Origin of the sequence: Ensifer sp. LC163, from assembly GCF_001695855.1 — a bacterium.
Taxonomy (GTDB): domain Bacteria; phylum Pseudomonadota; class Alphaproteobacteria; order Rhizobiales; family Rhizobiaceae; genus Ensifer.
Genome location: NZ_MBSS01000012.1, coordinates 208,496 through 231,880 on the forward strand (window position 1 = coordinate 208,496; position 23,385 = coordinate 231,880).

Consider the following 23,385-nt stretch of genomic DNA (forward strand, 5'->3'; position numbering starts at 1 on the left):
CCAATTTAGCAAGGCGGCATATAATTCCTGACAAGCTCCGTCAACTATAAACATGAATTAAAACAGCAGCTTTCAACGCTCCTGCTCCAACCGGTTGCACCGCCTTCCCCTCCGGTGGGATTTCGGCAACCATACCGGGCAGATCTTGTGTTGCGGCGGGTATCTTCAGACTCCCTTAAACGCCGCGCCGCCATAGTGTTTTCGGATCCCATACAGGCATCGAGGACGACCACGGAATGACCAGGCAAGTTCCCGCGAACACCGGCCGATCGCAGACGAAAAGCACGGCCATCATCTTGAAGGTGGCGCAATCCATGTCTCAGCTTGGCATCGCGGCACTGCCACGCAACTATGAGCTCGTCTATGAAGCCTTGTCCGGCCGGGTGCCGCAGCTCTCGCGCGACCTGGTGACGCTCGGCGCCACGCCGCAACAGGACGCCCTCGACGAGCTTGGTCTCAAACATCACCTGGTGGCTCACGGGGCGCTTGCAGCCGACAGAGCAAGGGCGGCGGCACAGGACGCGCTCAGCGATCTCGCTCTGCAACTGAAGCACAGCCTGGCGCAAAAACATGCCTTCAGAAGCCAACTTGACCGCTTCAAAGACCGTCTGGCCGCCGACCCGGTTGCGGCAATCTCGGAGTTCGCCGATGACGCAGCAAGGCTGCGGGACGCGGCCGGCCTGCTGATGAATGAGGAACAGGTATTTCAAACGGTCTTGCAGGCAAGCGCCGAGCGCTTCGCGGCGCTGGAAGGCGAGTTCGCCGAAAGTCGCAAACCGTTGACCAGAGACCCCGCCACCGGCCTGCCCAATCGCCTGGCTCTGACGGCACGTTTAAAAACACTGCTTGAAGCCGAGGGCAAGGCAGCGCCGGTCGCCCTGCTCGTTGTGTCGGTCGAGGGATTGCGCGGCATCGCCGAGCAGCACGGCGCCGCCACCGCGGAAAAGGCGCTCGGCAAGGTTTCGACGCTGTTTCGCAAGTCGATCAAGAAGAGCGACTTCGTCGCACGCGTCGGCGGCCAGGAATTCGCGTTCCTCTGCAGCGACGTCACTGAGGAGAACGTTGAAGCGATTGCGCAGCGCATTCGGCATTCGGTGGAAGCGTTGCGCGTCGCCCTACCCGGCCGTGCCTTCACAACAGAAACGTTTTCGCTCTCGGCCGGCATCGCGATAGCACAGCCGATGGCGACGCCCACCGATTTCATGCAGCAGGCCGAGCTGGCGCTTGCGGCCGCCAGAACGGGCCCACGGTCAGGCATACAGGCCTATTCGGCAGAGCTTGGCGGCAACCGGGCAAAGATCTATGCGCCGCACGCGGCTTAAAGCGCGTCGCAGTCGCTAGGATTTGCTTGCTGCGCTTTAAGCGTTGTCTTTGCACAGGTCGTTATCACGCGACATGCGTAATCGCGTGCGGGTTTCCCTACGCGGCCTCCGACTGTCGCTCATGGATGGCCATCCGGCTCGCGTCGATTTCGCAAGCCTTCTCGCTGAGCCGACCGAGCAGACGATAAAGATCCGTGCGCTCACCGTCATCAAGCGTCGAGAAAAGCTCCTCGATCATCTGGCGACGTGGCTGGAGAGCCGCTTCGAGGCCGGCCCGTCCAAGATCGGTAATCGAGATGATCTTCGCCCGCCGGTCCTCGGGGTCCGGCTCGCGGATGACCATGCTGTCCCGTTCCAGCCCGTCAATCGCCTCGGTCACGGTTCGCGGGGCAAAGCTGAGTGCCGAAGCGATGTCGGCGCAACGACAGGGCCCGAGTTCGCTGAGATAGAACAGGAACTTGCTGCGCGCGAGCGAGACGCCTTCTTCACTCATGGACGCGTTCACCAGGCGATGGACGCAGTGATAGAGCTCAAAGAGCCTTTCTGCGACTTGGATTTTTTCTGTCATGGCAAATCACCTCATTGGCAACGCCAAAACGAAATAACCCGGCCCCGCTTGGCGGGACCGGGTTATCTGGTCGTCCGTTTGGCGTGGGTTACTGACTGTCCTGGCTGGTCTTGCCGAAGGCCTTCGCGTGGCCATTGGCAATCGCGCCTGTCGCCGTGGCATCGACCGACTTGTTCTCGATGCCGGCGTAGTAATCACCGCCATCGACCGTGCTTGCCGATGCGCCGGCACCGGCCGAAGCGGCCGCGCGACCGGTAAAGAGCGGCGTCGGGCTGACGCCTTCATAGTAGCTGCCGCCGGCAAATGCGGCCGATGTGCCGGCCAACGTCGCCGCTGCAACGAGAAGCGTTGCGATGGACTTGTTCATAGGTCTCTTCCTTGATCGGGATGAAATGTCATGGGGCCGGTGGCCCCATGACCGGCGACGGAATGCGCCTTAGCGGGAGATGCCCTGGTAGTATTCGCCTTCGCCGCCCTGAGCAACCCGCGGCCGGGCGTCGTAATTGTAGACCGAGCCGGTGGAGGTGCGGTCAACATATCCGGCTTCCGAACCACGGATGTTCAGGGTGGAGCTACCGGCTGCCTTGGGAGCGCGTTCGGTAAAGAGCGGGGTCGGGCTGATGCCTTCGTAATAGCTGCCGCCGGCAAATGCCGCTGAGGCGCCGCCGAGAACGGCAGTTGCAACGAGAGCTGCGGCGAGTGCGGTGTGGATCGTGGATTTCATCGTCTTTGCTCCTGGGAGGCTCGTTCGCTTGAACGAGGGTTTCATCAAAACTACGTCTGGCCGGATCGGTCTTTGCTGGAACGCGGTGGCCTTGCCGATGGCGTTCAGTCGATCGAGGCGGTCGGAAGAGCCTTTCGCTGCCCTTCGTTTAAACAGATGGTCCCTCACGATGAGGATGTGTAGTATCGATTGTCGGAACGCGTTGTTCATGAATTGATAACAATGGCCCCTTGAAAACCACGAACCAGACCTCCACGCGCCTGGCCGAAACAGCAGTCGCCACGCACCTCTTGCCTTCCGCCTCAAGTCCGGGCAAAAGGCCGCAATGATCCAGATTTCCGGCCTTTCCGCCCGCATCGCGGGCCGTCTCCTCATCGAAAACGCATCCATGACGCTGCCGTCCGGCACGAAGGCCGGGCTTGTGGGACGAAACGGTGCCGGCAAATCGACGCTGTTCCGCATCATTACCGGTGAGTTCGCTTCGGAAGCCGGCACGATTTCGCTGCCCAAGAACGCGCGGATCGGCCAGGTTGCCCAGGAAGCGCCCGGCACCGAGGAGCCGCTGATCGAGATCGTGCTGAAGGCTGACAAGGAGCGCACGGCGCTGGTCGCCGAAGCGGAGACCGCGACCGATCCGCACCGCATAGCCGAAATCCAGACCCGGCTTGCCGATATCGGCGCCCACTCGGCGGAAGCGCGTGCCGCGAGCATTCTCGCCGGTCTCGGTTTCGATCACGAAGCTCAGCTGCGTCCGGCCTCCTCCTTCTCCGGCGGTTGGCGGATGCGGGTGGCGCTCGCAGGCGTGCTCTTTTCCGAGCCGGACCTGCTGCTGCTCGACGAGCCGACCAACTATCTCGACCTTGAAGGTACGCTCTGGCTCGAGGATTACATTCGCCGCTATCCGCACACCGTCATCATCATCAGCCACGACCGCGACCTGCTGAACACGGCGGTCAACGCCATCGTGCATCTGGACCAGAAGAAGCTCACCTTCTATCGCGGGCCCTACGACCAGTTCGAGCGGCAGAAGGCGGAAGCCGACGAGCTGCAGATGAAGGCGAAGGCCAAGAACGACGCCGCACGCAAGCACCTTCAGAGCTTCATCGACCGCTTCAAGGCCAAGGCCACCAAGGCCCGCCAGGCGCAGAGCCGCGTGAAGGCGCTGGAGCGCATGGGCACGATCGCCGCGGTGATCGAGGATCATGTCCAGGGCTTCTCCTTCCCCGATCCGGAGAAGGAAGCCGCGTCACCGATCATCGCCGTCACCGGCGGCACCGTTGGATACGAGCCCGGCAAACCGATTCTCAAGCGCCTGAATCTGCGGATCGACACCGACGATCGCATCGCGCTGCTCGGATCGAACGGCAACGGCAAGTCGACTTTCGCCAAGTTCATTTCCGGACGGCTGGCGCCTGAATCCGGCGAACTGAAGATCGCGCCGAACCTCAAGGTCGGTTTCTTTGCGCAACACCAGCTGGACGATCTGATCCCGACGCAAAGCGCCGTCGAGCACGTGCGTCGCCGGATGCCGGAAGCGCCGGAAGCGAAGGTGCGCGCCCGCGTGGCGCAGATGGGCCTGGCGACCGAAAAGATGGAAACGCCCGCCAAGGATCTCTCGGGCGGCGAGAAGGCGCGCCTGCTGATGGGGCTTGCCGCCTTTGACGCACCCAACCTCCTGATCCTCGACGAACCGACCAACCATTTGGATATCGACAGCCGCAATGCGTTGATCACCGCGCTCAACGACTATTCCGGCGCCGTGATCCTGATTTCGCACGACCGCCACCTGATCGAGGCGACTGCCGACCGGCTGTGGCTCGTGCGGGACGGAACGGTGACGAGCTACGACGGCGACCTGGAAGACTATCGAAGCCTGATCGTTGGCGGCCCGAAGGCGAAGGAAGACAAGCCGAAGGTTACCGGAGCGGACGATTCCCTGTCCAAGGCGGACCAGCGCAAGGCCAATGCGGACAAGCGCGCGTCGCTTGCCCCGTTGAGGAAAAAGATCAACGAAATCGAATCGCTGACAGGAAAACTGGAGAAAGTGATTCAGACGCTCGACACTGAACTCGCCGACCCCGCACTCTACGAAAAGTCGCCGGCGAAAGCCGCACATAAGGCCAAGGAACGCTCCGACGCGGTCGAAAAGCTTGCGCATGCCGAGGAACAATGGCTTGAGCTCTCGGCCGAATACGAAGACGCGATGGCCAGTTGATTCCACGCTTTCGAACTGGCCCTTCCGACAGGTGATCGCCGGTCAACCGAGTTCGAACGTGGTGATGCCGTAGATCCGGGCAAGCGGCAGATCGGGTGCGATGCCGCGATACATCCGCGCCGTTTCGAAAACCGGCTTCATGTTGTAGCGCTCGCACAGTGCCCGCGCCGAGACATTCGGCTCGGGAATGTCGAGATAGACTTCCTCCCCCTTCACCGTCGCGGCCAGCTTGCGAAACACCAGGTCGGCGGTCGTCTCGCTCTCGGAAAAGAGCGGGCCGATCCTGTAGCCCTGCCGGCAGGCGCGCAGCGTGCCATAACCGGCAATCGCGCCGTCCCGAAGCAACACAATGCTTCGACGCGTCCGGCCCTGCCTCAGCCATTCGGTGAGAAAGGCATCGCGCCGGGCCGGCATGAAGCGGCGGTCGTAGTCGATCAGCATCGGCATGTGGACGGGCGCGACCTCCACCAGGTCCGTGCCCGGAGGCTCGACCACGTCGACGATGCCTCCATAGCGAATATTGGCGTGGGCGAGGACAAAGCCGGACCGGCGGTAGTTCTCCTGCTCGGCAACGACACCATCGAGACCGACGATGCGTTGTCCGGCCGCCGCCAGGGCCTGCTGCCACATCTGGCTGCCGATGCCCTGCCGGCGAAAATCCGGTGCCGTTATGTAGAAACCGAGAAAGGCATAGTTCTCATCATCGCGCACCAGCGAAATGGAGGCAGCCAGCTTGCCCTCGCGCTCCGTCACCCAGTATCCTTCCGGGTCCGCCGCCCAGAATGCCGCAGCATCGTCTAGCCCCGGGTTCCAGCCTTCGCGAGCCGCCCAATCGATGATGGCATCGAGCTCGTCGCGACTGGCATGACGGATTTGATGGCGCATAATCTCTCCTCGTTCTGCCGGCTTCCACGCGTGTCGCGTTTGCTGACCATGTGGATCGGCATCATGGATTGTAGAAGCTAGGGCGCAAGAGGCCGGAGAGAATGGGCCCGGTCCCGTTTGTTTGCCGTTCGGCAAACCGGGCTCGCATCTCTTCGGCAGAGCTTGCCCGCGCCGCGCAATCTGCTACAAGAACCGACAATAAATCATACTAATATGAGCGAAACACCATGCCTCCAATTCAAATCGCGCTTGTCGGCGTCGGCAAGATCGTTCGTGACCAACACCTGCCAGCCATTGCCAAGAACGGCGACTACCGGCTGATTGCCGCTGCGAGCCGCCACGGCACCGTCGATGGCATCGATAATTTCAAGTCGATCGAGGCGATGCTGGAGGCGGTTCCCGCAATCGAGGCCGTGTCGCTGTGCATGCCGCCGCAATACCGATACGAGGCGGCGCGCACCGCCCTTGATGCCGGCAAGCACGTCTTCCTCGAAAAACCGCCCGGCGCCACGTTGAGCGAAGTCGCGGATCTGGAAGCCCTGGCTGCTTCCAAGGGGCTGTCGCTGTTTGCAAGCTGGCATTCGCGCTATGCCCCGGCCGTAGGGGCGGCGAAATCGTTTCTCGCGGCAACGACAATCCGCGATGTGAAAATCATCTGGAAGGAAGATGTGCGCCACTGGCACCCGAACCAAGAATGGATCTGGGCGGCGGGTGGCCTCGGCATCTTCGATCCTGGCATCAACGCGCTGTCGATCGTGACGCACATCTTGCCGCGGCCGCTGTTCATTACCGCAGCCACGCTGGAATTCCCGGAAAACCGCGACGCCCCGATCGCTGCCACGATCGCCTTCACCGATGCGAACAAGCTGGCCGTTTCTGCAGAGTTCGACTGGCGCCAGACCGGCAAACAGAGCTGGGACATCGTCGCTGAGACCGATGCCGGAGAAATGGTGCTTTCGGAAGGTGGTGCAAAGCTCTCGCTCGACGGCAAGATCGTGCACGAGGAGCCGGAGCAGGAATATCCGATGCTCTACAAGCGTTTCGCCGAAATCATCAGGGCCAAGACCTCGGACGTCGATCTGGCGCCGCTGCGCCACGTCGCCGATGCGTTCATGCTTGGCCGACGCAAGTTCGTCGAAGCCTTTCACGACTGAGCATTTCCGTCTTAAACAGAGTCATGAAAACGCTCGATCTCTTTGATTTTACGCATTTCCTGACGGAAAACCGTTTCGCACTTTTCCTGGAAAGGCTCTATGGCATAATTCCTTAAATCGGATCCGATTTAAGGATAAAATTATGCCGGAAGTTTAAAGCGCTACAGCGTCCTTTGCGCGTCATGTTTGACGCGCGGCGCTGTAAGCTTCGACGCAGGACCGAGAGAAAAAGCCCGCGATCTTGCCGCGGGCTTTTTCGTCATGAAGCAGTTCGGTTGCGTCGTTCAGGCTTTCTTTTCCCAGCGCCCGTCGCGGTTCTGTTGCCAATAGGTGAGGCTGTGGCCCTCGCCTTTCAGCCGTTTCCAGTGACCGCGGGCGGCTTCGAGCTGCTCCTGGTCGTAGCCGTCGAACATGAAGACAATCCGCTCGTAGGTCTCGACCGGTGGCGGATTGGCACCATCGATGACGAAGCGAACGGTTGCTGCGTTGTGGTTGCCGTCGTCGGCCACGAGCAGAACCGGTTGCTCGGCAGCCAGTTCACCGGCGTCGGTCCCATGCGGCAGGAAGCTTTCGTCCCGGTAAACCCAGAGATGCGTGTCGAGCGCATCGCGCCTCTCGGCATCGACCGTCTGCACCACCACCCTCCAGCCGCGCTCGACGCTCTTGTCGAGCAGCGGCGGAAGCGCATCCTCGAGCTTCGATTCCGTCAGGTGATAGAAAAGGATCTCGGTCATACCGATCTCTCCACGGCCTTCACTACGGCTCGCAATACCGCTCAGGACTCGTAGCTCGCGTGGACCAGCTCATCGAGAAGGCGAACGCCGAAGCCCGAGCCCCAGGACTGATTGACTTCGTCGGTCGGCGAGCCCATGGCGGTGCCGGCGACATCGAGATGCGCCCAGGGCGTATCCCCAACGAAGCGCTTCAGAAACTGCGCCGCCGTAATCGCGCCGCCATGACGTCCGCCGGTGTTTTTCATGTCGGCAAACTTGCTGTCGATCATCTTGTCGTATTCCTTGCCGAGCGGCATGCGCCACAGACGCTCCTGCGTGGCAATGCCGGCGGCCAGCAACTGGCCGGCAAGACGGTCATCATTCGAAAACAGCCCGGCGTGATGGGTCGCAAGGGCGACCATGATGGCGCCCGTCAGCGTCGCCAGGTCGATAATGGCCTGCGGCTTGAAGCGGTCGTTGCAATACCAGAGCGCATCGCATAGAACCAGACGTCCCTCGGCATCGGTGTTGATGACCTCGATCGTCTGTCCGGACATCGAAGTAACGATGTCGCCTGGGCGCTGCGCGCTGCCATCCGGCATGTTTTCCACGAGCCCGATGATGCCGACAACATTGACCTTGGCGTGGCGGGCAGCGAGCACGTGCATCAATCCGGTGACCGCGGCGGCGCCCCCCATGTCGCCCTTCATCTCTTCCATGCCGGCCGCGGGCTTGATCGAGATGCCGCCGCTGTCGAACACGACGCCCTTGCCGACGAAAGCAACCGGGCGACCCTTGGGCTTGCCGCCCTTCCACTGCATCACGACCAGCCGTGGCGGACGCGTCGAGCCCTGGGCAACGCCGAGCAGCGCCCCCATTCCAAGCTTCCTCATTTCCTTTTCGGTGAGGATTTCCACCTCGACGCCGAGCTTTTCCAACTCCTTCGCCTTGGCGGCGAACTCCAGCGGACCGAGGACGTTTGCGGGTTCGTTGACCAGGTCGCGGGCGAGGAAGACGCCCTCGCCGACCGCCTGCGCTGTCGCAAAAGCCTTCTTCGCAGCAATCACCGTGCCGGTAACAATGGTAACCTTCACCGGCTTGCCCGCCGGTTTGGCATCGTCGTCCGCTTTCTTCGTCTTGTAGCCGTCGAAGCTGTAGGCGTTCATTTCCATACCGAGTGCGAAGTCGGCGGCCGCCTTGCCGGTGACGTCGAGATCGGGAACGTCGATGAAGATCGTGGCCTTGTCGGCTCCACGCAACTTCGCCGCTGTGGCACCGCCTGCCTTCAGCCAATCATGATCGGTCAAGGCATCAGCATCACCGAGGCCAAGAACAATGATCCGGTCAGCCGGCGAGCCATGCGGGGCAATGATATCGAGGGTGGAGAACGCCTTGCCGCTGAACTTCTTGACCTTCGTCGCCTTGGCCAGCACGCCTTCCGGATCGGCGACATCGGCGCCCGCTGCCTGGCCTGCGGCAGCTTTCAGGAGGACGGCGACACCACCCGCCGGGCGATGGGACTTGGCGAAGGTGAACTCAAATTTCATAGACATTACAAAACTCCGGGCATTTCTCGGTCTTACTCGACCCACCCTGTTACCGGGCGGTTACAGTGACAAACATTCGCTGCGTCTACCACCGTCAAAGCTGTGGTCCGCACCCTTCTCGGTTTTCAACGGCTTGGCAAGATGCCCGCAGATGTTTACATGCGGTTAACCGAGGTTCTTTGCCTTAGATTATCCCAGTTGCTTTACAATTCGAGCGACGCCGGACGTAAGACGGAAGCTCGGTTCCCGCCGATGGCGGCGGCAGAAACAGGCGTTTCGATGCAGCGGTGCGGCACAGAAACATGAGCAGGGATTTGGACCGGAAACGGACATGAAGCTGATCGAACGCTACATTTTCCGGCGTGCCATGACCATGTTCCTCGCGACACTTTTGCCGTTGCTCGGCATCGTGTGGACGACGCAGGCCCTTACCAACGTCAATCTGGTTACCGATAGCGGGCAATCCGTCTTTGCCTTCCTCAAGCTGGCAACGCTCATTCTGCCTTCGGTCGTACCGATCATTCTGCCTTTCGCCTTGGTGATCGGCGTGACCCAGACGCTGACGACGATGAATACCGATTCGGAGCTGACGGTGCTGAATGCCGCCGGAAGCTCGCGCACGACGATCATCCGGCCGATCATCTATCTCGCCGTCGGCCTTAGCGTCCTCTCCTTCGTGGTCGACAATTTCGTCGAGCCCTATTCGCGCGTCGCCGTGCGCAAGATGCTGGCAACGGCCAATGCAGACCTGCTTTCCTCGGTCGTCCAGGAGAACGCTTTCCGCAAGATCACCGACGGCCTCTATGTCCAGGTTGGCGGCCGGCGCGGCGGCGGCGTGCTTCAGGGGATCTTCGTTGCCGATTCGCGCAACCCGGCTTTCGAGCTCGTTTACTATGCGCGCGAAGGTGCGGTGGACGAGAAGAGCTCGGCGCTGGTGATGAAGGACGGCGAAGTCCAGCGCAAACTGCCGGACGGCGGCGTATCGATCATCAAGTTCGATTCCTATGCCTTCGATCTGACCGACATGACGAAGACGACGCGCGAAGCGACGATCCGCGCCAAGGATCGCGACCTTCCCAATCTTTTCAACCCGGACCCCAATGATCCGGTCTATCAGGGCAACCCACTTGCCTTCACCGCCGAACTGCACCGCCGCCTGACGGAATGGACGTTCCCGCTGCTGTTCGGCCTCATCGCGCTTGTCTTCTGCAGCGATGCACGCTCACACCGCGAGGCGCGCGTCCATCCGATGGTCAGTGCGCTCGGTTCTGCGCTGGTCATTCGGTGGATGACTTTCTATGCGGGCAACAGCGCCGAAGATTCAGTCTGGTTCGTTCCGCTGATGTATATCGTGCCCCTTGCGACCGGCGCACTGGCCATTCACCAGCTCGTCAGCAACCGGCGCCTCGACATTCCGATGACCTGGCAGGAGAAACTGTCCGAGCTGATGGTACGCCTTCGCCTCGTTCGCCCCGCATCTGACGGGAGCAACGCATCGTGATCTTCACTACGCTCGGCCGCTACTTCCTGACCCGCTACGCCGTCACAACCTTCTGGTTTCTGGTCGGAATTTTTTCGCTCGTCTTCATCATCGACTTCAGCGAGCAGGCGAGCCGCCTGTCCAGCCTTCCGCGTTATTCGATCACCGGCGCGTTGCTGATCAGCGCGTTCCGGATCCCGACCATCCTGCAGCAGACGGTGCCCTTCGTCGCGCTCTTCTCGGCGATGGCGGCCCTGATCTCGCTCAACCGGCGCTACGAGTTGGTGGTCACCCGGGCCGCGGGCATTTCGGTGTGGCAATTCCTGCGCCCGTTCGTCCTCGGCGCCTTCCTGTTCGGTGTACTCGCCGTACTCGCGCTCAACCCGCTCGCAGCCTGGGGTGCGAAGAAGGAAGAGGCCCTGCTTGCTGCCCTGGGTTCATCGCGCACCTCGGATGCCGGCTCGATCCCGTGGCTGCGACAGATCTATCAGGGCACCGATACGATCATCGGCGCGCGCTCGGTTCAGGACGGCGGCACCACGCTTCTGAACGTCACCGTCATCCACTTCGATCCACAGGGTTCGATCATTCTGAGACAGGATGCGGCCTCGGCGAAACTCGAAGATGGTTACTGGCTTCTTAACGACGTCACGGAAACGAGCAGTGGACAGCTGCCTCGCCGTCTGCAAACGGCACAACTGCGCACCAATCTGAAGCCTGAGTTTGTTCAGGAAAGGCTTGCAAAGGCTGATTCCATTCAGTTTTTTGACCTCCCGCGGAAGATCGAAGTGGCGCGCTCCTTTGGCTTTTCCACCAACGGCATGGAAACCCAATTCCACTCACTGTTGTCACTACCGCTGCTACTTGTCGCCATGACGCTGATCGCCGCGTGCGTGTCGCTGAAATTTAGCCGGTTCAACCAATCGCGCTCGGTAATTCTCGGTGGAATCCTATCGGGCTTCGTGCTTTATGTCGTCACCGTGCTTGTCAAAGCATTCGGGAGCAGCGGTATTGTGCCTCCTTTCGTTGCAGCCTGGTTGCCAGTTGTTGTAGCGATGGCGCTGGGCTCGACGATTCTTTTAAATCAGGAGGATGGCTAGTGGCGGTAGGCAACCGCAAACGTACAAAGCTGATCAACGCTGCCCTGTTCGCAGGCGTGGCGCTGCAGACACTTGCCATGGGAATGAGTGCGCCCGCGCTCGCACAGCAGACTTCGGAGCGCCTTGATTCGCTGCGCCCGAACATGCCGGAAGATGCCAAGCTGCTTCTGTCCGCCAATGAGCTTGTCTACAACAAGGACGCCGAGAAGGTGATCGTGCGCGGCAACGTGCAGATCGACTACGGCGGCTACAAGATGGTGGCCCGGCAGGTCGAATACGACCAGAAGTCGGGCCGCATTCATGCCACCGGTGAAATCCAGTTGATCGAGCCGGGCGGCAATATCGTCTACGCCGAAAAGATGGACGTCACCGATGACTTCGGCAACGGCTTCGTCGATGCCATGCGCATCGAGACGACCGATCTGACACGGCTTGCCGCAACCAGCGGCGAGCGGCGGAACGGCGAAGAGTTCATCCTCAACGAGGCTGTCTACACCGCGTGCACGCCTTGCACGACGAAGCCCGAACACCGCTCGCTGTGGCACATCAAGGCCCAACGCGTTATCCAGAATGGACGGACGCGGACGATACGGCTGGAAAACGCCCGCTTCGAGCTCTTCGGAAAGCCGATCGCCTATATTCCGGTGATGGAGCTGCCGGACCACACGGTCAAGCGCAAGAGCGGCTTCCTGTTCCCGAAGTTTCAGTACACGCAGAAGCTCGGCGCAGGCGTGGGCGTCCCCTATTATTGGGCGATCTCGCCCTATATGGACGCGACCGCCACCGTGACGGGCCTGAGCCGCCAGGGTTTTCTGCTCGAAGGCGAATTCCGCCAGAGCTTCCATAACGGCCTTCACACCTTGAGTTTCGCCGGCATCAGCCAGCTGGACAAGGGCCGCTTTACGCCCGGCACGGTCGATGCGCTCGAAACGAACCGCGGCATGGTCGCCTCCAAGGGCAAATTCGACATCAACCCGCGCTGGACCTTCGGCTGGGACGTGCTCGTCCAATCCGACAACAATTTCGCCAAGACCTACGAACTGTCGACATTCGACGGGACGACCTACGTCAACCAGGCCTATCTCACCGGGCTTGGCAAGCGGAATTACTTCGACCTGCGCGCCTTCTATTTCGATATCCAGGACGCAGACGCCAACAGCATCGCTGAAAACCAGCAGCCTGCCGCACAGGTTCTGGACTATTCCTACGTGGCTCCGGGACCGGTATTGGGTGGCGAGCTTTCGGCGACGGTGAACCTAACCAACATCAAGCGCAACCGGCTTGATCTTGATACGAGTAACGGCACCGACAGGTTCCGGGGCCTCGAGGGCACGTCGCACCGCCTGACGGCCGAGCTCGAATGGAAGCGGACCTACATCGCTCCGGGCGGGATCGTCCTGACGCCGTTGCTCGCCGCGCGCGGGGATGCGCTCGGCCTGAACATGACGCCTCCGGGTGCCGGCTATACCGGGGACTACGACAACAGTGATGCCGCGACGCGGCGCATGCTGACGGCAGGTCTCGAGGCGCGTTATCCGATCCTGTTCGTCGGCGACGGCAGCAGCCACGTTCTCGAGCCGATCGCCCAGGTCTACGCCCGTCCCGACGAACAACTTGCTGGCGGCCTGCCCAACGAAGATGCGCAGAGCTTTGTCTTCGACGCGACGAACCTGTTCGATCGCGACAAATTCTCCGGCTTCGACCGCATCGAAGGCGGCACACGCGCCAACGTCGGTCTTCGCTATACCGGAACGTTTGACCGCGGCTACGGCTTGCGTGGCATCGTCGGCCAGTCCTACCAACTAGGCGGCTTGAACTCGTTCGCAACGGACGACCTGGTCAAGGCAGGTGCGAATTCCGGTCTGGAAACGACGCGCTCGGACTACGTCGCCATGTTCGGTGTCGATGCGCCATCTGGCCTGATGGCCAGCCTTTCCGGTCGTCTCGATGAAGAGGATCTGGCGCTGCGTCGCGCCGATGCCACCGTGGGTTATCTCGGCCTTACCTGGCAGGCGGCAATGACCTATACGCGCATCGAGGCGCAGCCGCTTTACGGCTCGCTCAGCGACCAGGACGAAATCCAGACCGCGGCAGCCTACAAGTTCCACGATTACTGGTCCGTCTTCGGCGCGATAACCTATGACATCAACAATGATGTCATCTCGCGCAACGGCTTCGGCATCACCTATGACGATCAGGACACGCTGTTCTCGCTCGTCTACAAGCAGGAACGCGATACCGACAGCACGATTGCGAACGACTGGTCGATCGGTGCGCGGATCAGCTTCCGCACCCTCGGCGACGTCAATGTCGGCGATACGAAGTTCGAAGAACTGGACTATTATTGATACATTTCGATCGGAGGGGCATTCGCCAGTTGTTTGCCCCTCTGCCGCTATCGGGCCGGCCAAACGGTCTTGTCATCGTTTGGCCGCATGTATTATGCATTCCCTCCGACAAGATAAAACAACGGCGTGAGCCGGGATGCGGATCGAAGCACCGGGCTTTGGCCGCGCCAAGGACAGGAAAAGATGATGGGCGGGAAAATGTCGATCTTGAGGACGCTTTCGGCGCTGGCTTTGGCCGGCAGCCTGAGCATTGCGGTTTGCGCGAGTGCGCAAGCTGCAAGTCAGGTGAAGGTAACGGTCAACAATACCGTGATCACCTCCGGCGACATTGCCAAGCGTGCCGCTTTCCTCCGCCTGCAACGTCAGGGCGGTGGTGCAGAGGAAGCCAAGAAGCAGCTCGTCGACGAGGTGCTGAAGCGTGCCGAGATCGCGCGGATCGGCCAGTCGGTCAGCACGCAGGACGTGGACGCGGCCTATGCGCGGTTTGCAGCCGGCAACAAGCTTTCGCCGGAGCAGCTCGGCAAGATTCTCGATCAGGCCGGCGTTGGTTCGGACCACTTCAAGCAGTTCATCGCGGTGCAGATGAGCTGGCCGCGCGCCGTCAACTTCCGTTTCGGCAGCGCAAATCGCCTGCAAGGCGCCGATCTCGTCAAGCGGATGATGGAAGGCGGCGGCACCAAGCCCGTCACCACGGAATACTATCTCAAGCAGGTCATCTTCGTCATTCCGGAGAAGAAGCGCGGCGCCATTACCGGCAAGCGTCAAGCGGAAGCCAACGCAGCGCGTGGACAGTTCCCCGGATGCGATACCGCCAAGGTCTTCGCGGCAAACTACCGTGACGTTTCTATCCGTGATCTCGGCCGCATGCTGGCCCAGCAGTTGCCGGACGAATGGAAGCCGCTCGTCGAGAAGGCCGGCGACGGCAACACGACGGGAACGCGCGTAACCGAAAAGGGCGTCGAATTCCTGGCGATTTGCAAGAAGCGCCAGGTCAATGACGACACCGCAGCAGAAGTCGTCTTCCGCGCCGAGGACCTCGGCAAGAAGAAGGCTGGCGGCGAAGATCCGAACAGCGAAAAGTACCTCGAGGAGCTGCGCAAGAAGGCGCAGATCGTCAACAAGTAAGATCAGCGGGCAAAAATGCGTGACACAACCGGCGGGCCCCTCGCCCTGACCATGGGCGATCCAGCCGGGATCGGACTGGACCTTAGTCTGACCACCTGGCTTGGTCGCCGCGAACGCTCGACGCCGCCGTTCATTTTCATCGGCGACCCTACAGTTCTTGCGGCGCGGGCAGCATTGCTCGGCCATACGGTTGCCATCCGCGAGACCGACTGCGCAGCTGCCGTCTCCACGTTTACCGACGCCTTGCCCATTCTGCCGGTGCGCTGCCCTTCTCCCGTCATCGCCGGCGAGCCGGATTCCGCCAATGCTCCGGCTGTAACGGGCTCGATCGACACAGGCGTAAAGCTGGTCATGGATGGCGAAGCTTCGGCTCTCGTCACCAACCCGATCGCCAAGGCCGTGCTCTACGAAGCCGGCTTCCGGTTCCCGGGCCATACCGAATACCTTGCGGATCTCGCGGAGAAGGCTACCGGCGAGACCCTGTTGCCGGTCATGATGCTGGCCGGCCCCAAGCTTCGCGCCGTGCCGGTGACCATCCACATCCCGCTGAAAGACGTGCCCGCCCAATTGACGGCGGATCTGATCTATCGGACCTGTATCATCACCGCGGCGGATCTTCGCACACGCTTCGGCCTATCGAGGCCGAAGCTGGCAATCGCCGGGCTCAATCCCCATGCAGGCGAAGGTGGGGCACTCGGTGCCGAAGATGATGCCGTCATCCGTCCGGTTGTCGAACGGCTGCACTCGGAAGGCATAGACGCGACCGGGCCACTGCCCGCTGACACCATGTTTCACGACCGCGCCCGCACGACCTATGACGTGGCGATCTGCATGTACCACGATCAAGCACTGATCCCTGCCAAGGCACTCGGCTTCGACGACAGCGTCAATGTCACGCTCGGCCTTCCTTTCATCCGCACGTCGCCCGACCATGGTACCGCCTTCAGCCTTGCGGGTAAGGGCATCGCCCGGGACGAGAGCCTGTTTGCAGCTCTGGAGCTCGCAGCTCAGCTTTCTAGGAATACCGCAGGAGTTATCGTCTGATGGCCGCTCTCGATGGGCTCCCGCCGCTGCGGGATGTAATCCAGCGCCATGGCCTCGACGCCAAGAAGGCGCTTGGGCAGAACTTCCTGCTCGACCTCAACCTCACTCAGAAGATCGCCCGGACGGCAGGTCCGCTCGAGGATATGACCGTCATCGAAGTCGGCCCGGGCCCCGGCGGCCTGACGCGGGCGATCCTGGCGCTTGGCGCTAAGAAGGTCGTGGCGATCGAGCGGGATGCCCGCTGCCTGCCGGCGCTTGCCGAAATCTCCGATCACTATCCGAACCGGCTCGACGTGATCGAAGGCGATGCGCTCAAGATCGATTTCGAGGAGATCGGCGGTGACGGCCCCGTCAAGATCATCGCCAACCTACCCTATAATGTCGGCACGCAGCTTCTGGTCAATTGGCTCCTGCCAAAGACTTGGCCACCCTTCTGGCAGTCGCTGACACTGATGTTCCAGCGCGAGGTGGGCTTGAGGATCGTCGCGGACGCCGACGACGATCACTATGGACGCCTGGGGGTCCTCTGCGGCTGGCGAACGAACGCCCGCATGGCCTTCGACGTGCCGCCGCAGGCCTTCACGCCTCCGCCCAAGGTGACCTCCTCAGTGGTGCACCTGGAGCCGGTGGCCAATCCTATCCCGTGCGCGGTGTCGTCGCTGGAGAAAGTGACGCATGCGGCCTTCGGTCAGCGCCGCAAGATGCTCCGCCAGAGCTTGAAGCCGCTCGGTGGCGAAGCGCTGCTGGCAAAAGCCGATATCGATCCGCAGCGGCGCGCTGAAACACTTTCCGTTGAAGAATTCTGCCGGCTGGCAAACTGCCTCTAACGCATGTCGCGCAAAAGTGCGCAGCGGTCTTGCGATAACGACATGCGAAAACACAAGAGCTTACTGAATAATTCCTTAAATCGGAATCGATCTAAGGAATTATTCAGTAAGTTTAAAGTGTTACAGCGTCCTTAGCGCGTCATGTTTGACGCGCGGCGCTGTAAAGCGTCGTAAGCGAATCTGAAGGATCGCGACGCGGTTTAAGACATGTCGCCCGAAGGGGCGCTACGGCTTCGCGGGCGCGACAAGCGTACCGGCAATACCGCTTATCGGCCGTGGCCAGCATTGCCGGCCACGCCTTCTCGTCAGAACGGGTTTTCCGTCAGAAGTCCATTGACGAATTCGAACAGGCCCGGGCGGCGGTCTCGACGCAGGCGCTCGGCCTCGACGATCGCGCGCACCGCCGAGAAGGCACGATCGAGATCGTCGTTGAGAACGATATAGTCGTATTCGCGCCAATGTTCGATTTCAGCGCGCGAATTGGCCAGGCGGGTGGCGATGACTTCCTCGCTGTCTTCGGCCCGACGATGCAGCCGCGATTGCAGCTCGGCCATCGACGGCGGCAGGATGAAGATCGAGACGACATCGCCGGCCATCTTCTCCTGAAGCTGCTGCGCGCCCTGCCAGTCGATATCAAAGAGCATGTCGCGGCCTGCGGCCATCGCAGCTTCGACGGCGTCGCGCGGGGTGCCATAGAAGTTGCCGTGAACCTCGGCCCACTCCAGCAGCGAGTCGGTCGCCCGCATCGCTTCGAACTCGCGAATCGATTTGAAGTGATAGTGCCGTCCATCGATTTCGCTCGGACGGCGCTGACGCGTGGTCACGCTCACCGAGATGCTCATCTCGGGATCGGCTTCGAGCAGGTTGCGCGCGATCGTCGACTTTCCCGCACCCGAGGGTGAGGAGATGACGAGCATCAGCCCGCGGCGGGCGATCTTGATGGGCGAAGGGGTCGCCGATTTCATGCGTTACTCCAGATTCTGAACCTGTTCGCGGAACTGATCGATCACAACCTTCAACTCGATGCCGGCTGCGGATACCGCAGCGGCGTTCGACTTGGAACAGATCGTATTCGATTCGCGGTTAAATTCCTGTGCCAGGAAATCGAGCTTTCGGCCAACCGGCCCGCCCTTTGACAACAGATCGCGGGCAGCGACGACATGGGAACCGAGCCTGTCCAACTCTTCCCTCAGGTCTGCCTTGGTGGCAAGCAGTGCCACTTCGGCATGCAGCCGGTCTCGGTCGAGCGAAGAGCCGTTACCCATCACCAGTGCCACCTGCTGCGCCAGCCTTTCAGCAATTGCCGCAGCGCTGCGCGAGGGATCGGCCTCGACCGTTCCCGTCAGCTTTTCGATGGTGTCGACCTGCGCCAACAGGATTTGACAGAGTGCCCCTCCCTCCTCCTCGCGCATCTCGCGCAGATCGGTCAGAGCGAGCTTGAGGCCCGTCAGAATATCGTCGTCGAGCGCGGCGCGTTGCGCTTCGCTTTCCTCGGGCTCGCGGAAGTCGACAATGCCGCGGATCGCCAGCAGCGTATCGAACTTGAGCGGCGCGGGATCCACGAGGTCGCCGAGCTGCTCGCGCAGGTTCAAGACAGCCGTCAAAGCAGCCTGGTTCACCACCGCTTCGACCGCGCTCTCCACCCCGCTGACGGACAGGCTGATCTGCAGATTTCCACGAGAGAAAAATTCCGCAGCGAGCCGGCGCACGTCCGGCTCGAACCGTTCAACGCCTTGCGGCAGGCGAAGCCTGACATCGAGGCCCTTGCCGTTGACGGAGCGCAGTTCCCAGGCCCAGCGATGGCGGCCGCTGCTGCCTTCTCTCCGGGCAAAGCCGGTCATTGATTGGAGCGGCATCCTCACCTCCGTTACGCTTTCTGGAAAAAGCAATAAGGCGACGGCGCGGCATCCCGCAAGGGATATCCGCGCCGTGATTCGTCCGTCCACAGTGCAGGCGGCTGTTACTGAGGCTGCGCCGTCGTTGCCGCGTCCTGGGCGGCCTTCGCCGCTTCGGCTGCCTTCTCGGCTTCCACCTTGCGCCAGCGGCGAACATTGGCGTTGTGTTCATCCAATGTCGCGGCAAAGACGTGGCCACCCGTGCCATCGGCAACGAAGTAGAGCTCTGGCGTGCGCGACGGATTGGCAACGGCTTCCAGTGCGGCGCGCCCCGGGTTGGCGATCGGCGTCGGCGGCAGGCCCTTGATGATGTAGGTGTTGTAGGGCGTATCCTTGTCCAGGTCCGACTTCAGGATCGGCCGGTCCGCCGGCTTCCCGTCACCGCCGAAAATGCCGTAGATGATCGTCGGATCCGACTGCAGGCGCATGCCTTTATCGAGGCGGTTGATGAAGACAGAGGCAACACGCGGGCGCTCGTCGGCGCGCCCGGTTTCCTTCTCCACGATCGACGCAAGGGTCACGAACTCCTCGACGGTCGAGACGGGGAGGTTCGGATCGCGCTTTTCCCAGATCTGCTCGACCAGCGCCTTCTGTGCAGCCGCCATCTGCTGGACGATTTCGACGCGCTTGGTGCCGCGCGTAAATTTATAGGTGTCCGGCTTCAACGAACCTTCGGCAGGCGGTTCTTGCGGCAGGTCGCCGACGAGAACCTCGTCATCGGCAAGGCGATGGAACATCTGCTTGACCGTCAGACCTTCCGGCAGCGACACGGAATAGAGAATGGACTTGCCGGATTTCAACAGCTGCATGATCTCCTGCATCGAAGAGCCAGCCTTGATCTCGTACTCGCCGGCCTTCAGCGTGTCGTTGTCAAGGTAAGCCTCGGAGACGAACCTGAAGACGCGGCCATCGGTGATGATGTTGCCGCGCTCGAGGCCGCTGGCGATCTCGCTGATACCGGCGCCGCTTCTGACGATGAAGTTCTTGTTGGCTTCCAGCGGGCCTGGTTTTTCGTACTGGTGCATCGCATAATAGACCGCACCTGCCGCTGCGAGCGCGACGAAAACGATCACGGTCATGACGAAATTCAGGAAGATCACGACCTGGCTGCGCGCCTTGCGCGAACGCTTCGGCGGCTGCGGCGCCTTCTCCGGCCGCAAGGCTTCGCTGGCCGATTTCGGAATGATCGGCCCGTTGTTCCCGGTGTCACTGCGGCCGAATTGCGCCGCGCCGTTCTCGTTTGAGTCGCTCACGATTGTCCCGAACCCGAAATTCGCATCCTCATTCTAGCTGCCGCGGTGCGAATTTCGGCCTGGACCGTGGCAGGTATAAATCAAAACGTTTGAGCCGCAGCCATCCCTTGGGGTTGGCAGTGGAATAAATGGTCTCGGCGCACCCGCCGGTCAACGGCGTTTCGCTCGAAGACAGCCAACATGCGCCCGGCAATAGCAATACAACAAACTGTCAGATGTGCCTTGCGCGAACATAGCCGTCAGGCAGCGCCAATCCCTGTGAAAGGCGGCACGTCCTCCTGCTACATGCTTGTAGCGAGCAATGCGGCAAAAAGCAGGATCAACGGGGCGGTGACGCGCATCGCCCCGTTGATAACCTCGGCAATATCAAACGCCGGTGTAGCGGCGCAGAACCAGCGAAGCGTTTGTGCCGCCGAAGCCGAAGGAATTCGACAGCGCGATGTTGATCTCGCGCTTGCGCGCAACATGCGGCACCAGATCGATCTTGGTCTCGACGGAGGGGTTGTCGAGGTTCAGCGTTGGCGGTGCGATGTTGTCGCGGATCGCCAGTACCGAGAAAATCGCTTCCACCGCGCCGGCAGCACCCAGCAGGTGACCGATCGCCGATTTGGTCGACGACATCGAGATCTTCGAGGCATGCTCGCCGACGAGCCGTTCGACGGCGCCGAGCTCGATCGTATCGGCCATGGTCGAGGTGCCGTGGGCGTTGATATAGTCGACATCAGCCGCCGTCAGGCCGGCGCGCTTCAGCGCCATCTGCATGCAGCGGTAGGCACCGTCGCCATCCTCGGACGGCGCTGTGATGTGGAAAGCATCGCCGGAAAGGCCGTAGCCGACGACTTCGGCATAGATCTTCGCGCCGCGCGCCTTGGCGTGCTCCAGCTCTTCCAGGATCACGATGCCGGCGCCCTCGCCCATGACGAAACCGTCGCGGTCGACATCATAGGGACGCGATGCCCTTTGCGGATCATCGTTGTGCTGCGTCGAGAGCGCCTTGCAGGCGGCAAAACCCGCCAGCGAGATACGGCAGATCGGCGATTCGGCGCCGCCGGCCACCATGACGTCGGCATCGCCGAGCGCGATCAGGCGGCTTGCATCGCCGATGGCGTGTGCGCCGGTCGAGCAGGCGGTGACAACCGAGTGATTGGGGCCGCGAAGCTTGTGGCGGATCGAAACCTGACCCGAGGCAAGGTTGATCAGACGGCCGGGGATGAAGAACGGCGAAATGCGCCGAGGACCCTTGTCGCGCAGCGTGTAGCCGCCTTCGACAATGCCTTCGAGACCGCCGATGCCCGAGCCGATCAGGACGCCGGTTGCAATCTGGTCTTCGTCGTTTTCGGGCTTCCAGCCGGCGTCGGCCAGCGCCATGTCGGCAGCCGCCATCGCGTAGACGATGAAAGGATCAACCTTGCGCTGTTCCTTCGGCTCCATCCAGTCGTCGGCATTGAACGTGTTGTTCGAGCCGTCGCCGAACGGAAGGCGGCACGCGACCTTCGCGGGCAGATCTTCGACTTCGAATTCCGTGACCTTGCGCGCAGCATTGTCGCCTGCGATCAGGCGCGCCCAAGTTGCCTCGGTTCCGCAACCCAAAGGAGATACCATGCCGGTACCGGTGATAACGACACGTCTCATAGTCCGCGACCCACCCTGACTGTTCAATTTCAGAGCCGGATCGGACCACGCGTGACGAACCCGATCCGTGCATCCATTTTAAGTTCTTATTGCAACGATCAGAGGGAAATGCGGTCCCGCATTGCTGATCGAGAACCCCGCGCTCAGCGCGAGACAGCCCACTTCCCCTGGGCTGGTACGGGCCGCTGAACGCGGCCCGTCTACGGCTTGGCCGTAAAGGATCAGGCCTGAGCCTTTTCGATGAACTTGACGGCGTCGCCGACAGTCAGGATCGAATCCGCGGCATCATCCGGGATTTCGACGCCGAATTCTTCTTCGAATGCCATGACCAGTTCGACGGTGTCGAGCGAGTCCGCGCCGAGGTCATCGATAAAGCTTGCGCCTTCGCTGACCTTTTCGGCGTCGACGCCAAGATGATCAATAACAATTTTCTTTACGCGTTCTGCGATATCGCTCATGTCGGAGTTCCTCGACCTTCGTTTCTCTGGGCGCCTTTCTGGCACCGGTACTCTCAATAAGCCTGATAGACCAAGACGGTCCAACGGGCAATCCATCCAACCAGAACCGCGGCAAACCCAGGGCAGCCAAGGCTGCCGGACACCTGGCGGGGCCGGTCGACTGCTAACAGTCATGGCCCGATTAACACGGTTTAAGTCTGCCGCAAAGTGCGAAAATGCCTGACAATCGCTTGCTCAACATTGAATTTCAGGCATTTGGCAGGTGGTATGCCGGAGCATTGAAGGCCACGATCACGCCGGTTTCGCGTGCATGGCCTGCGGGCCCCGGACACCCCGTCAGATCATCGCCATGCCGCCGTTGACATGAATGGTCTGACCCGTCACGTAGCCCGCCTCGTTCGAAGCGAGATAGACGACGGCCGACGCAATCTCGGCACCGGTGCCCATGCGCTTCATCGGAATCGCTCCCATGATGCCTTCCTTCTGCTTGTCGTTCAGCTTGCCGGTCATGGCGCTCTCGATGAAGCCGGGCGCGACGCAGTTGACCGTGACGTTGCGGGTCGCGATTTCCTGGGCGAGCGATTTCGAAAGGCCGATCATGCCGGCCTTCGAGGCGCAATAGTTGGCCTGGCCGGGGTTGCCGGTGACGCCGACGATCGACGTGATGTTGACGATGCGGCCGAAGCGGCGGCGCATCATCGGATGGGTCAGCTCGCGGGTCAGGCGGAACACGGCGGTCAGGTTGACCTCCAGAACATTGTCCCAGTCCTCGTCGCTCATACGAACGAAAAGGCCGTCCTTGGTGATGCCGGCATTGTTGACGAGGATGTCGACGCCGCCCAGTTCAGCTTCTGCCTTTTCGCCGAGCGCCTTGACTTCGGCGCGGTCGGACAGGTTGGCCGGGAACAGCTGGACGCGCTCGCCGAGCTCGTTGGCAAGCGCCTCGAGCTTTTCGACGCGCGTGCCGTGAAGGCCGACGATTGCGCCCTGAGCGTGCAGCATGCGGGCGATTTCCTCGCCGATACCACCGGATGCACCGGTTACAAGAGCCTTACGGCCGGAAAGATCGAACATCGGATTGATTCCTTATAACTG

The 23,385-nt window shown here is 61.3% G+C and carries 21 protein-coding genes; 9 read left to right on the top strand and 12 right to left on the bottom strand.

The annotated features are described in order from the left end of the window. Positions 1-236 precede the first annotated feature (236 nt). Positions 237-1,322: a GGDEF domain-containing protein gene (locus tag BC360_RS10875; protein WP_065795187.1), complete on the top strand. Its 1,086-nt coding sequence runs from the start codon at positions 237-239 to the stop codon at positions 1,320-1,322. Between the two features lie 97 nt (positions 1,323-1,419). On the opposite strand, the gene BC360_RS10880 is transcribed toward BC360_RS10875, so the two are convergent. The 3 genes from BC360_RS10880 to BC360_RS10890 all read right to left on the bottom strand — a co-directional run bounded on the left by BC360_RS10880 (position 1,420) and on the right by BC360_RS10890 (position 2,614). Next, positions 1,420-1,890 carry a MarR family winged helix-turn-helix transcriptional regulator gene (locus BC360_RS10880; RefSeq protein WP_065795188.1) on the bottom strand — a complete coding sequence of 157 codons (471 nt, stop codon included), beginning with the start codon at positions 1,888-1,890 and terminating at the stop codon, positions 1,420-1,422. 88 nt (positions 1,891-1,978) lie between these two features. After that, a complete protein-coding gene (locus BC360_RS10885; RefSeq protein ID WP_065795189.1) occupies positions 1,979-2,257 on the bottom strand; it encodes a hypothetical protein in 279 nt (92 codons plus the stop codon). A gap of 69 nt (positions 2,258-2,326) precedes the next feature. Continuing rightward, positions 2,327-2,614, bottom strand: a complete 288-nt coding sequence (locus BC360_RS10890; RefSeq protein ID WP_065787237.1) for a hypothetical protein — start codon at positions 2,612-2,614, stop codon at positions 2,327-2,329. A 325-nt stretch (positions 2,615-2,939) separates the two neighbouring features. Here BC360_RS10890 and BC360_RS10895 point away from each other — a divergent pair, with 325 nt between their 5' ends. After that, positions 2,940-4,829 carry an ABC-F family ATP-binding cassette domain-containing protein gene (locus tag BC360_RS10895; RefSeq protein WP_065795190.1) on the top strand — a complete coding sequence of 630 codons (1,890 nt, stop codon included), beginning with the start codon at positions 2,940-2,942 and terminating at the stop codon, positions 4,827-4,829. 42 nt (positions 4,830-4,871) lie between these two features. Here BC360_RS10895 and BC360_RS10900 read toward each other — a convergent pair whose 3' ends face one another. Beyond that, entirely contained in the window at positions 4,872-5,714 is an 843-nt protein-coding gene (locus BC360_RS10900; protein WP_065787239.1) for a GNAT family N-acetyltransferase, read from the bottom strand. A gap of 227 nt (positions 5,715-5,941) precedes the next feature. Here BC360_RS10900 and BC360_RS10905 point away from each other — a divergent pair, with 227 nt between their 5' ends. Further along, complete coding sequence (locus BC360_RS10905; RefSeq protein ID WP_065795191.1) at positions 5,942-6,868, top strand: Gfo/Idh/MocA family protein; 927 nt, start codon at positions 5,942-5,944, stop codon at positions 6,866-6,868. Between the two features lie 284 nt (positions 6,869-7,152). Here the strand turns inward: BC360_RS10905 and BC360_RS10910 are convergent, their stop codons facing one another. Together BC360_RS10910 and BC360_RS10915 are read right to left on the bottom strand one after the other, a co-directional pair. Further along, positions 7,153-7,602, bottom strand: coding sequence for a DNA polymerase III subunit chi (locus BC360_RS10910; RefSeq protein ID WP_053246931.1), 450 nt, complete (start codon positions 7,600-7,602; stop codon positions 7,153-7,155). 41 nt (positions 7,603-7,643) lie between these two features. Continuing rightward, positions 7,644-9,134, bottom strand: a complete 1,491-nt coding sequence (locus tag BC360_RS10915) for a leucyl aminopeptidase (protein ID WP_065795192.1) — start codon at positions 9,132-9,134, stop codon at positions 7,644-7,646. A gap of 325 nt (positions 9,135-9,459) precedes the next feature. Between BC360_RS10915 and lptF the strand changes: the two genes are divergently transcribed. The 6 genes from lptF to rsmA all read left to right on the top strand — a co-directional run bounded on the left by lptF (position 9,460) and on the right by rsmA (position 17,052). Next, positions 9,460-10,629 carry an LPS export ABC transporter permease LptF gene (gene lptF, locus BC360_RS10920; RefSeq protein ID WP_065787242.1) on the top strand — a complete coding sequence of 390 codons (1,170 nt, stop codon included), beginning with the start codon at positions 9,460-9,462 and terminating at the stop codon, positions 10,627-10,629. Then, positions 10,626-11,708, top strand: a complete 1,083-nt coding sequence (gene lptG / locus BC360_RS10925; RefSeq protein ID WP_065787243.1) for an LPS export ABC transporter permease LptG — start codon at positions 10,626-10,628, stop codon at positions 11,706-11,708. The genes lptF and lptG overlap by 4 nt, the downstream gene beginning before the upstream one ends. Further along, positions 11,708-14,056 (top strand): LPS-assembly protein LptD, encoded by a 2,349-nt coding sequence (locus BC360_RS10930; RefSeq protein ID WP_065795193.1) that lies wholly within the window; start codon positions 11,708-11,710, stop codon positions 14,054-14,056. The genes lptG and BC360_RS10930 overlap by 1 nt, the downstream gene beginning before the upstream one ends. Positions 14,057-14,239: 183 nt before the next feature. Continuing rightward, the gene (locus BC360_RS10935; RefSeq protein ID WP_065787245.1) at positions 14,240-15,181 is read left to right on the top strand and encodes a peptidylprolyl isomerase; all 942 of its coding nucleotides are present in this window, start codon (positions 14,240-14,242) and stop codon (positions 15,179-15,181) included. 15 nt (positions 15,182-15,196) lie between these two features. Beyond that, the gene (pdxA, locus tag BC360_RS10940) at positions 15,197-16,225 is read left to right on the top strand and encodes a 4-hydroxythreonine-4-phosphate dehydrogenase PdxA (protein WP_065795194.1); all 1,029 of its coding nucleotides are present in this window, start codon (positions 15,197-15,199) and stop codon (positions 16,223-16,225) included. Then, positions 16,225-17,052 (top strand): 16S rRNA (adenine(1518)-N(6)/adenine(1519)-N(6))-dimethyltransferase RsmA, encoded by an 828-nt coding sequence (gene rsmA, locus BC360_RS10945; protein WP_065795195.1) that lies wholly within the window; start codon positions 16,225-16,227, stop codon positions 17,050-17,052. The genes pdxA and rsmA overlap by 1 nt, the downstream gene beginning before the upstream one ends. A gap of 305 nt (positions 17,053-17,357) precedes the next feature. Here the strand turns inward: rsmA and gmk are convergent, their stop codons facing one another. From gmk to fabG, 6 genes are all read right to left on the bottom strand, one after another. Then, positions 17,358-18,017: a guanylate kinase gene (gmk, locus tag BC360_RS10950; RefSeq protein WP_065795196.1), complete on the bottom strand. Its 660-nt coding sequence runs from the start codon at positions 18,015-18,017 to the stop codon at positions 17,358-17,360. A 3-nt stretch (positions 18,018-18,020) separates the two neighbouring features. After that, on the bottom strand, positions 18,021-18,908 hold the full coding sequence (locus BC360_RS10955; RefSeq protein WP_065787249.1) for a YicC/YloC family endoribonuclease: 888 nt from the start codon (positions 18,906-18,908) through the stop codon (positions 18,021-18,023). Positions 18,909-19,012: 104 nt separating this feature from the next. After that, positions 19,013-20,200 carry an endolytic transglycosylase MltG gene (mltG, locus tag BC360_RS10960; RefSeq protein WP_065787250.1) on the bottom strand — a complete coding sequence of 396 codons (1,188 nt, stop codon included), beginning with the start codon at positions 20,198-20,200 and terminating at the stop codon, positions 19,013-19,015. A 366-nt stretch (positions 20,201-20,566) separates the two neighbouring features. After that, on the bottom strand, positions 20,567-21,832 hold the full coding sequence (gene fabF, locus BC360_RS10965) for a beta-ketoacyl-ACP synthase II (RefSeq protein WP_065795197.1): 1,266 nt from the start codon (positions 21,830-21,832) through the stop codon (positions 20,567-20,569). Between the two features lie 221 nt (positions 21,833-22,053). Continuing rightward, the gene (locus BC360_RS10970; protein WP_003531676.1) at positions 22,054-22,290 is read right to left on the bottom strand and encodes an acyl carrier protein; all 237 of its coding nucleotides are present in this window, start codon (positions 22,288-22,290) and stop codon (positions 22,054-22,056) included. 336 nt (positions 22,291-22,626) lie between these two features. Beyond that, positions 22,627-23,364 (bottom strand): 3-oxoacyl-[acyl-carrier-protein] reductase, encoded by a 738-nt coding sequence (gene fabG, locus BC360_RS10975; RefSeq protein ID WP_065787252.1) that lies wholly within the window; start codon positions 23,362-23,364, stop codon positions 22,627-22,629. Between the last annotated feature and the right edge of the window lie 21 nt (positions 23,365-23,385).

Bases quoted from the DNA above. Each gene is read 5' to 3' on its own strand.
- BC360_RS10875 (WP_065795187.1), top strand. From the start codon at position 237: ATGACCAGGCAAGTTCCCGCGAACACCGGCCGATCGCAGACGAAAAGC.
- BC360_RS10880 (WP_065795188.1), bottom strand. From the start codon at position 1,890: ATGACAGAAAAAATCCAAGTCGCAGAAAGGCTCTTTGAGCTCTATCAC.
- BC360_RS10885 (WP_065795189.1), bottom strand. From the start codon at position 2,257: ATGAACAAGTCCATCGCAACGCTTCTCGTTGCAGCGGCGACGTTGGCC.
- BC360_RS10890 (WP_065787237.1), bottom strand. From the start codon at position 2,614: ATGAAATCCACGATCCACACCGCACTCGCCGCAGCTCTCGTTGCAACT.
- BC360_RS10895 (WP_065795190.1), top strand. From the start codon at position 2,940: ATGATCCAGATTTCCGGCCTTTCCGCCCGCATCGCGGGCCGTCTCCTC.
- BC360_RS10900 (WP_065787239.1), bottom strand. From the start codon at position 5,714: ATGCGCCATCAAATCCGTCATGCCAGTCGCGACGAGCTCGATGCCATC.
- BC360_RS10905 (WP_065795191.1), top strand. From the start codon at position 5,942: ATGCCTCCAATTCAAATCGCGCTTGTCGGCGTCGGCAAGATCGTTCGT.
- BC360_RS10910 (WP_053246931.1), bottom strand. From the start codon at position 7,602: ATGACCGAGATCCTTTTCTATCACCTGACGGAATCGAAGCTCGAGGAT.
- BC360_RS10915 (WP_065795192.1), bottom strand. From the start codon at position 9,134: ATGTCTATGAAATTTGAGTTCACCTTCGCCAAGTCCCATCGCCCGGCG.
- lptF (WP_065787242.1), top strand. From the start codon at position 9,460: ATGAAGCTGATCGAACGCTACATTTTCCGGCGTGCCATGACCATGTTC.
- BC360_RS10935 (WP_065787245.1), top strand. From the start codon at position 14,240: ATGATGGGCGGGAAAATGTCGATCTTGAGGACGCTTTCGGCGCTGGCT.
- pdxA (WP_065795194.1), top strand. From the start codon at position 15,197: ATGCGTGACACAACCGGCGGGCCCCTCGCCCTGACCATGGGCGATCCA.
- rsmA (WP_065795195.1), top strand. From the start codon at position 16,225: ATGGCCGCTCTCGATGGGCTCCCGCCGCTGCGGGATGTAATCCAGCGC.
- gmk (WP_065795196.1), bottom strand. From the start codon at position 18,017: ATGAAATCGGCGACCCCTTCGCCCATCAAGATCGCCCGCCGCGGGCTG.
- BC360_RS10955 (WP_065787249.1), bottom strand. From the start codon at position 18,908: ATGCCGCTCCAATCAATGACCGGCTTTGCCCGGAGAGAAGGCAGCAGC.
- fabF (WP_065795197.1), bottom strand. From the start codon at position 21,832: ATGAGACGTGTCGTTATCACCGGTACCGGCATGGTATCTCCTTTGGGT.
- BC360_RS10970 (WP_003531676.1), bottom strand. From the start codon at position 22,290: ATGAGCGATATCGCAGAACGCGTAAAGAAAATTGTTATTGATCATCTT.
- fabG (WP_065787252.1), bottom strand. From the start codon at position 23,364: ATGTTCGATCTTTCCGGCCGTAAGGCTCTTGTAACCGGTGCATCCGGT.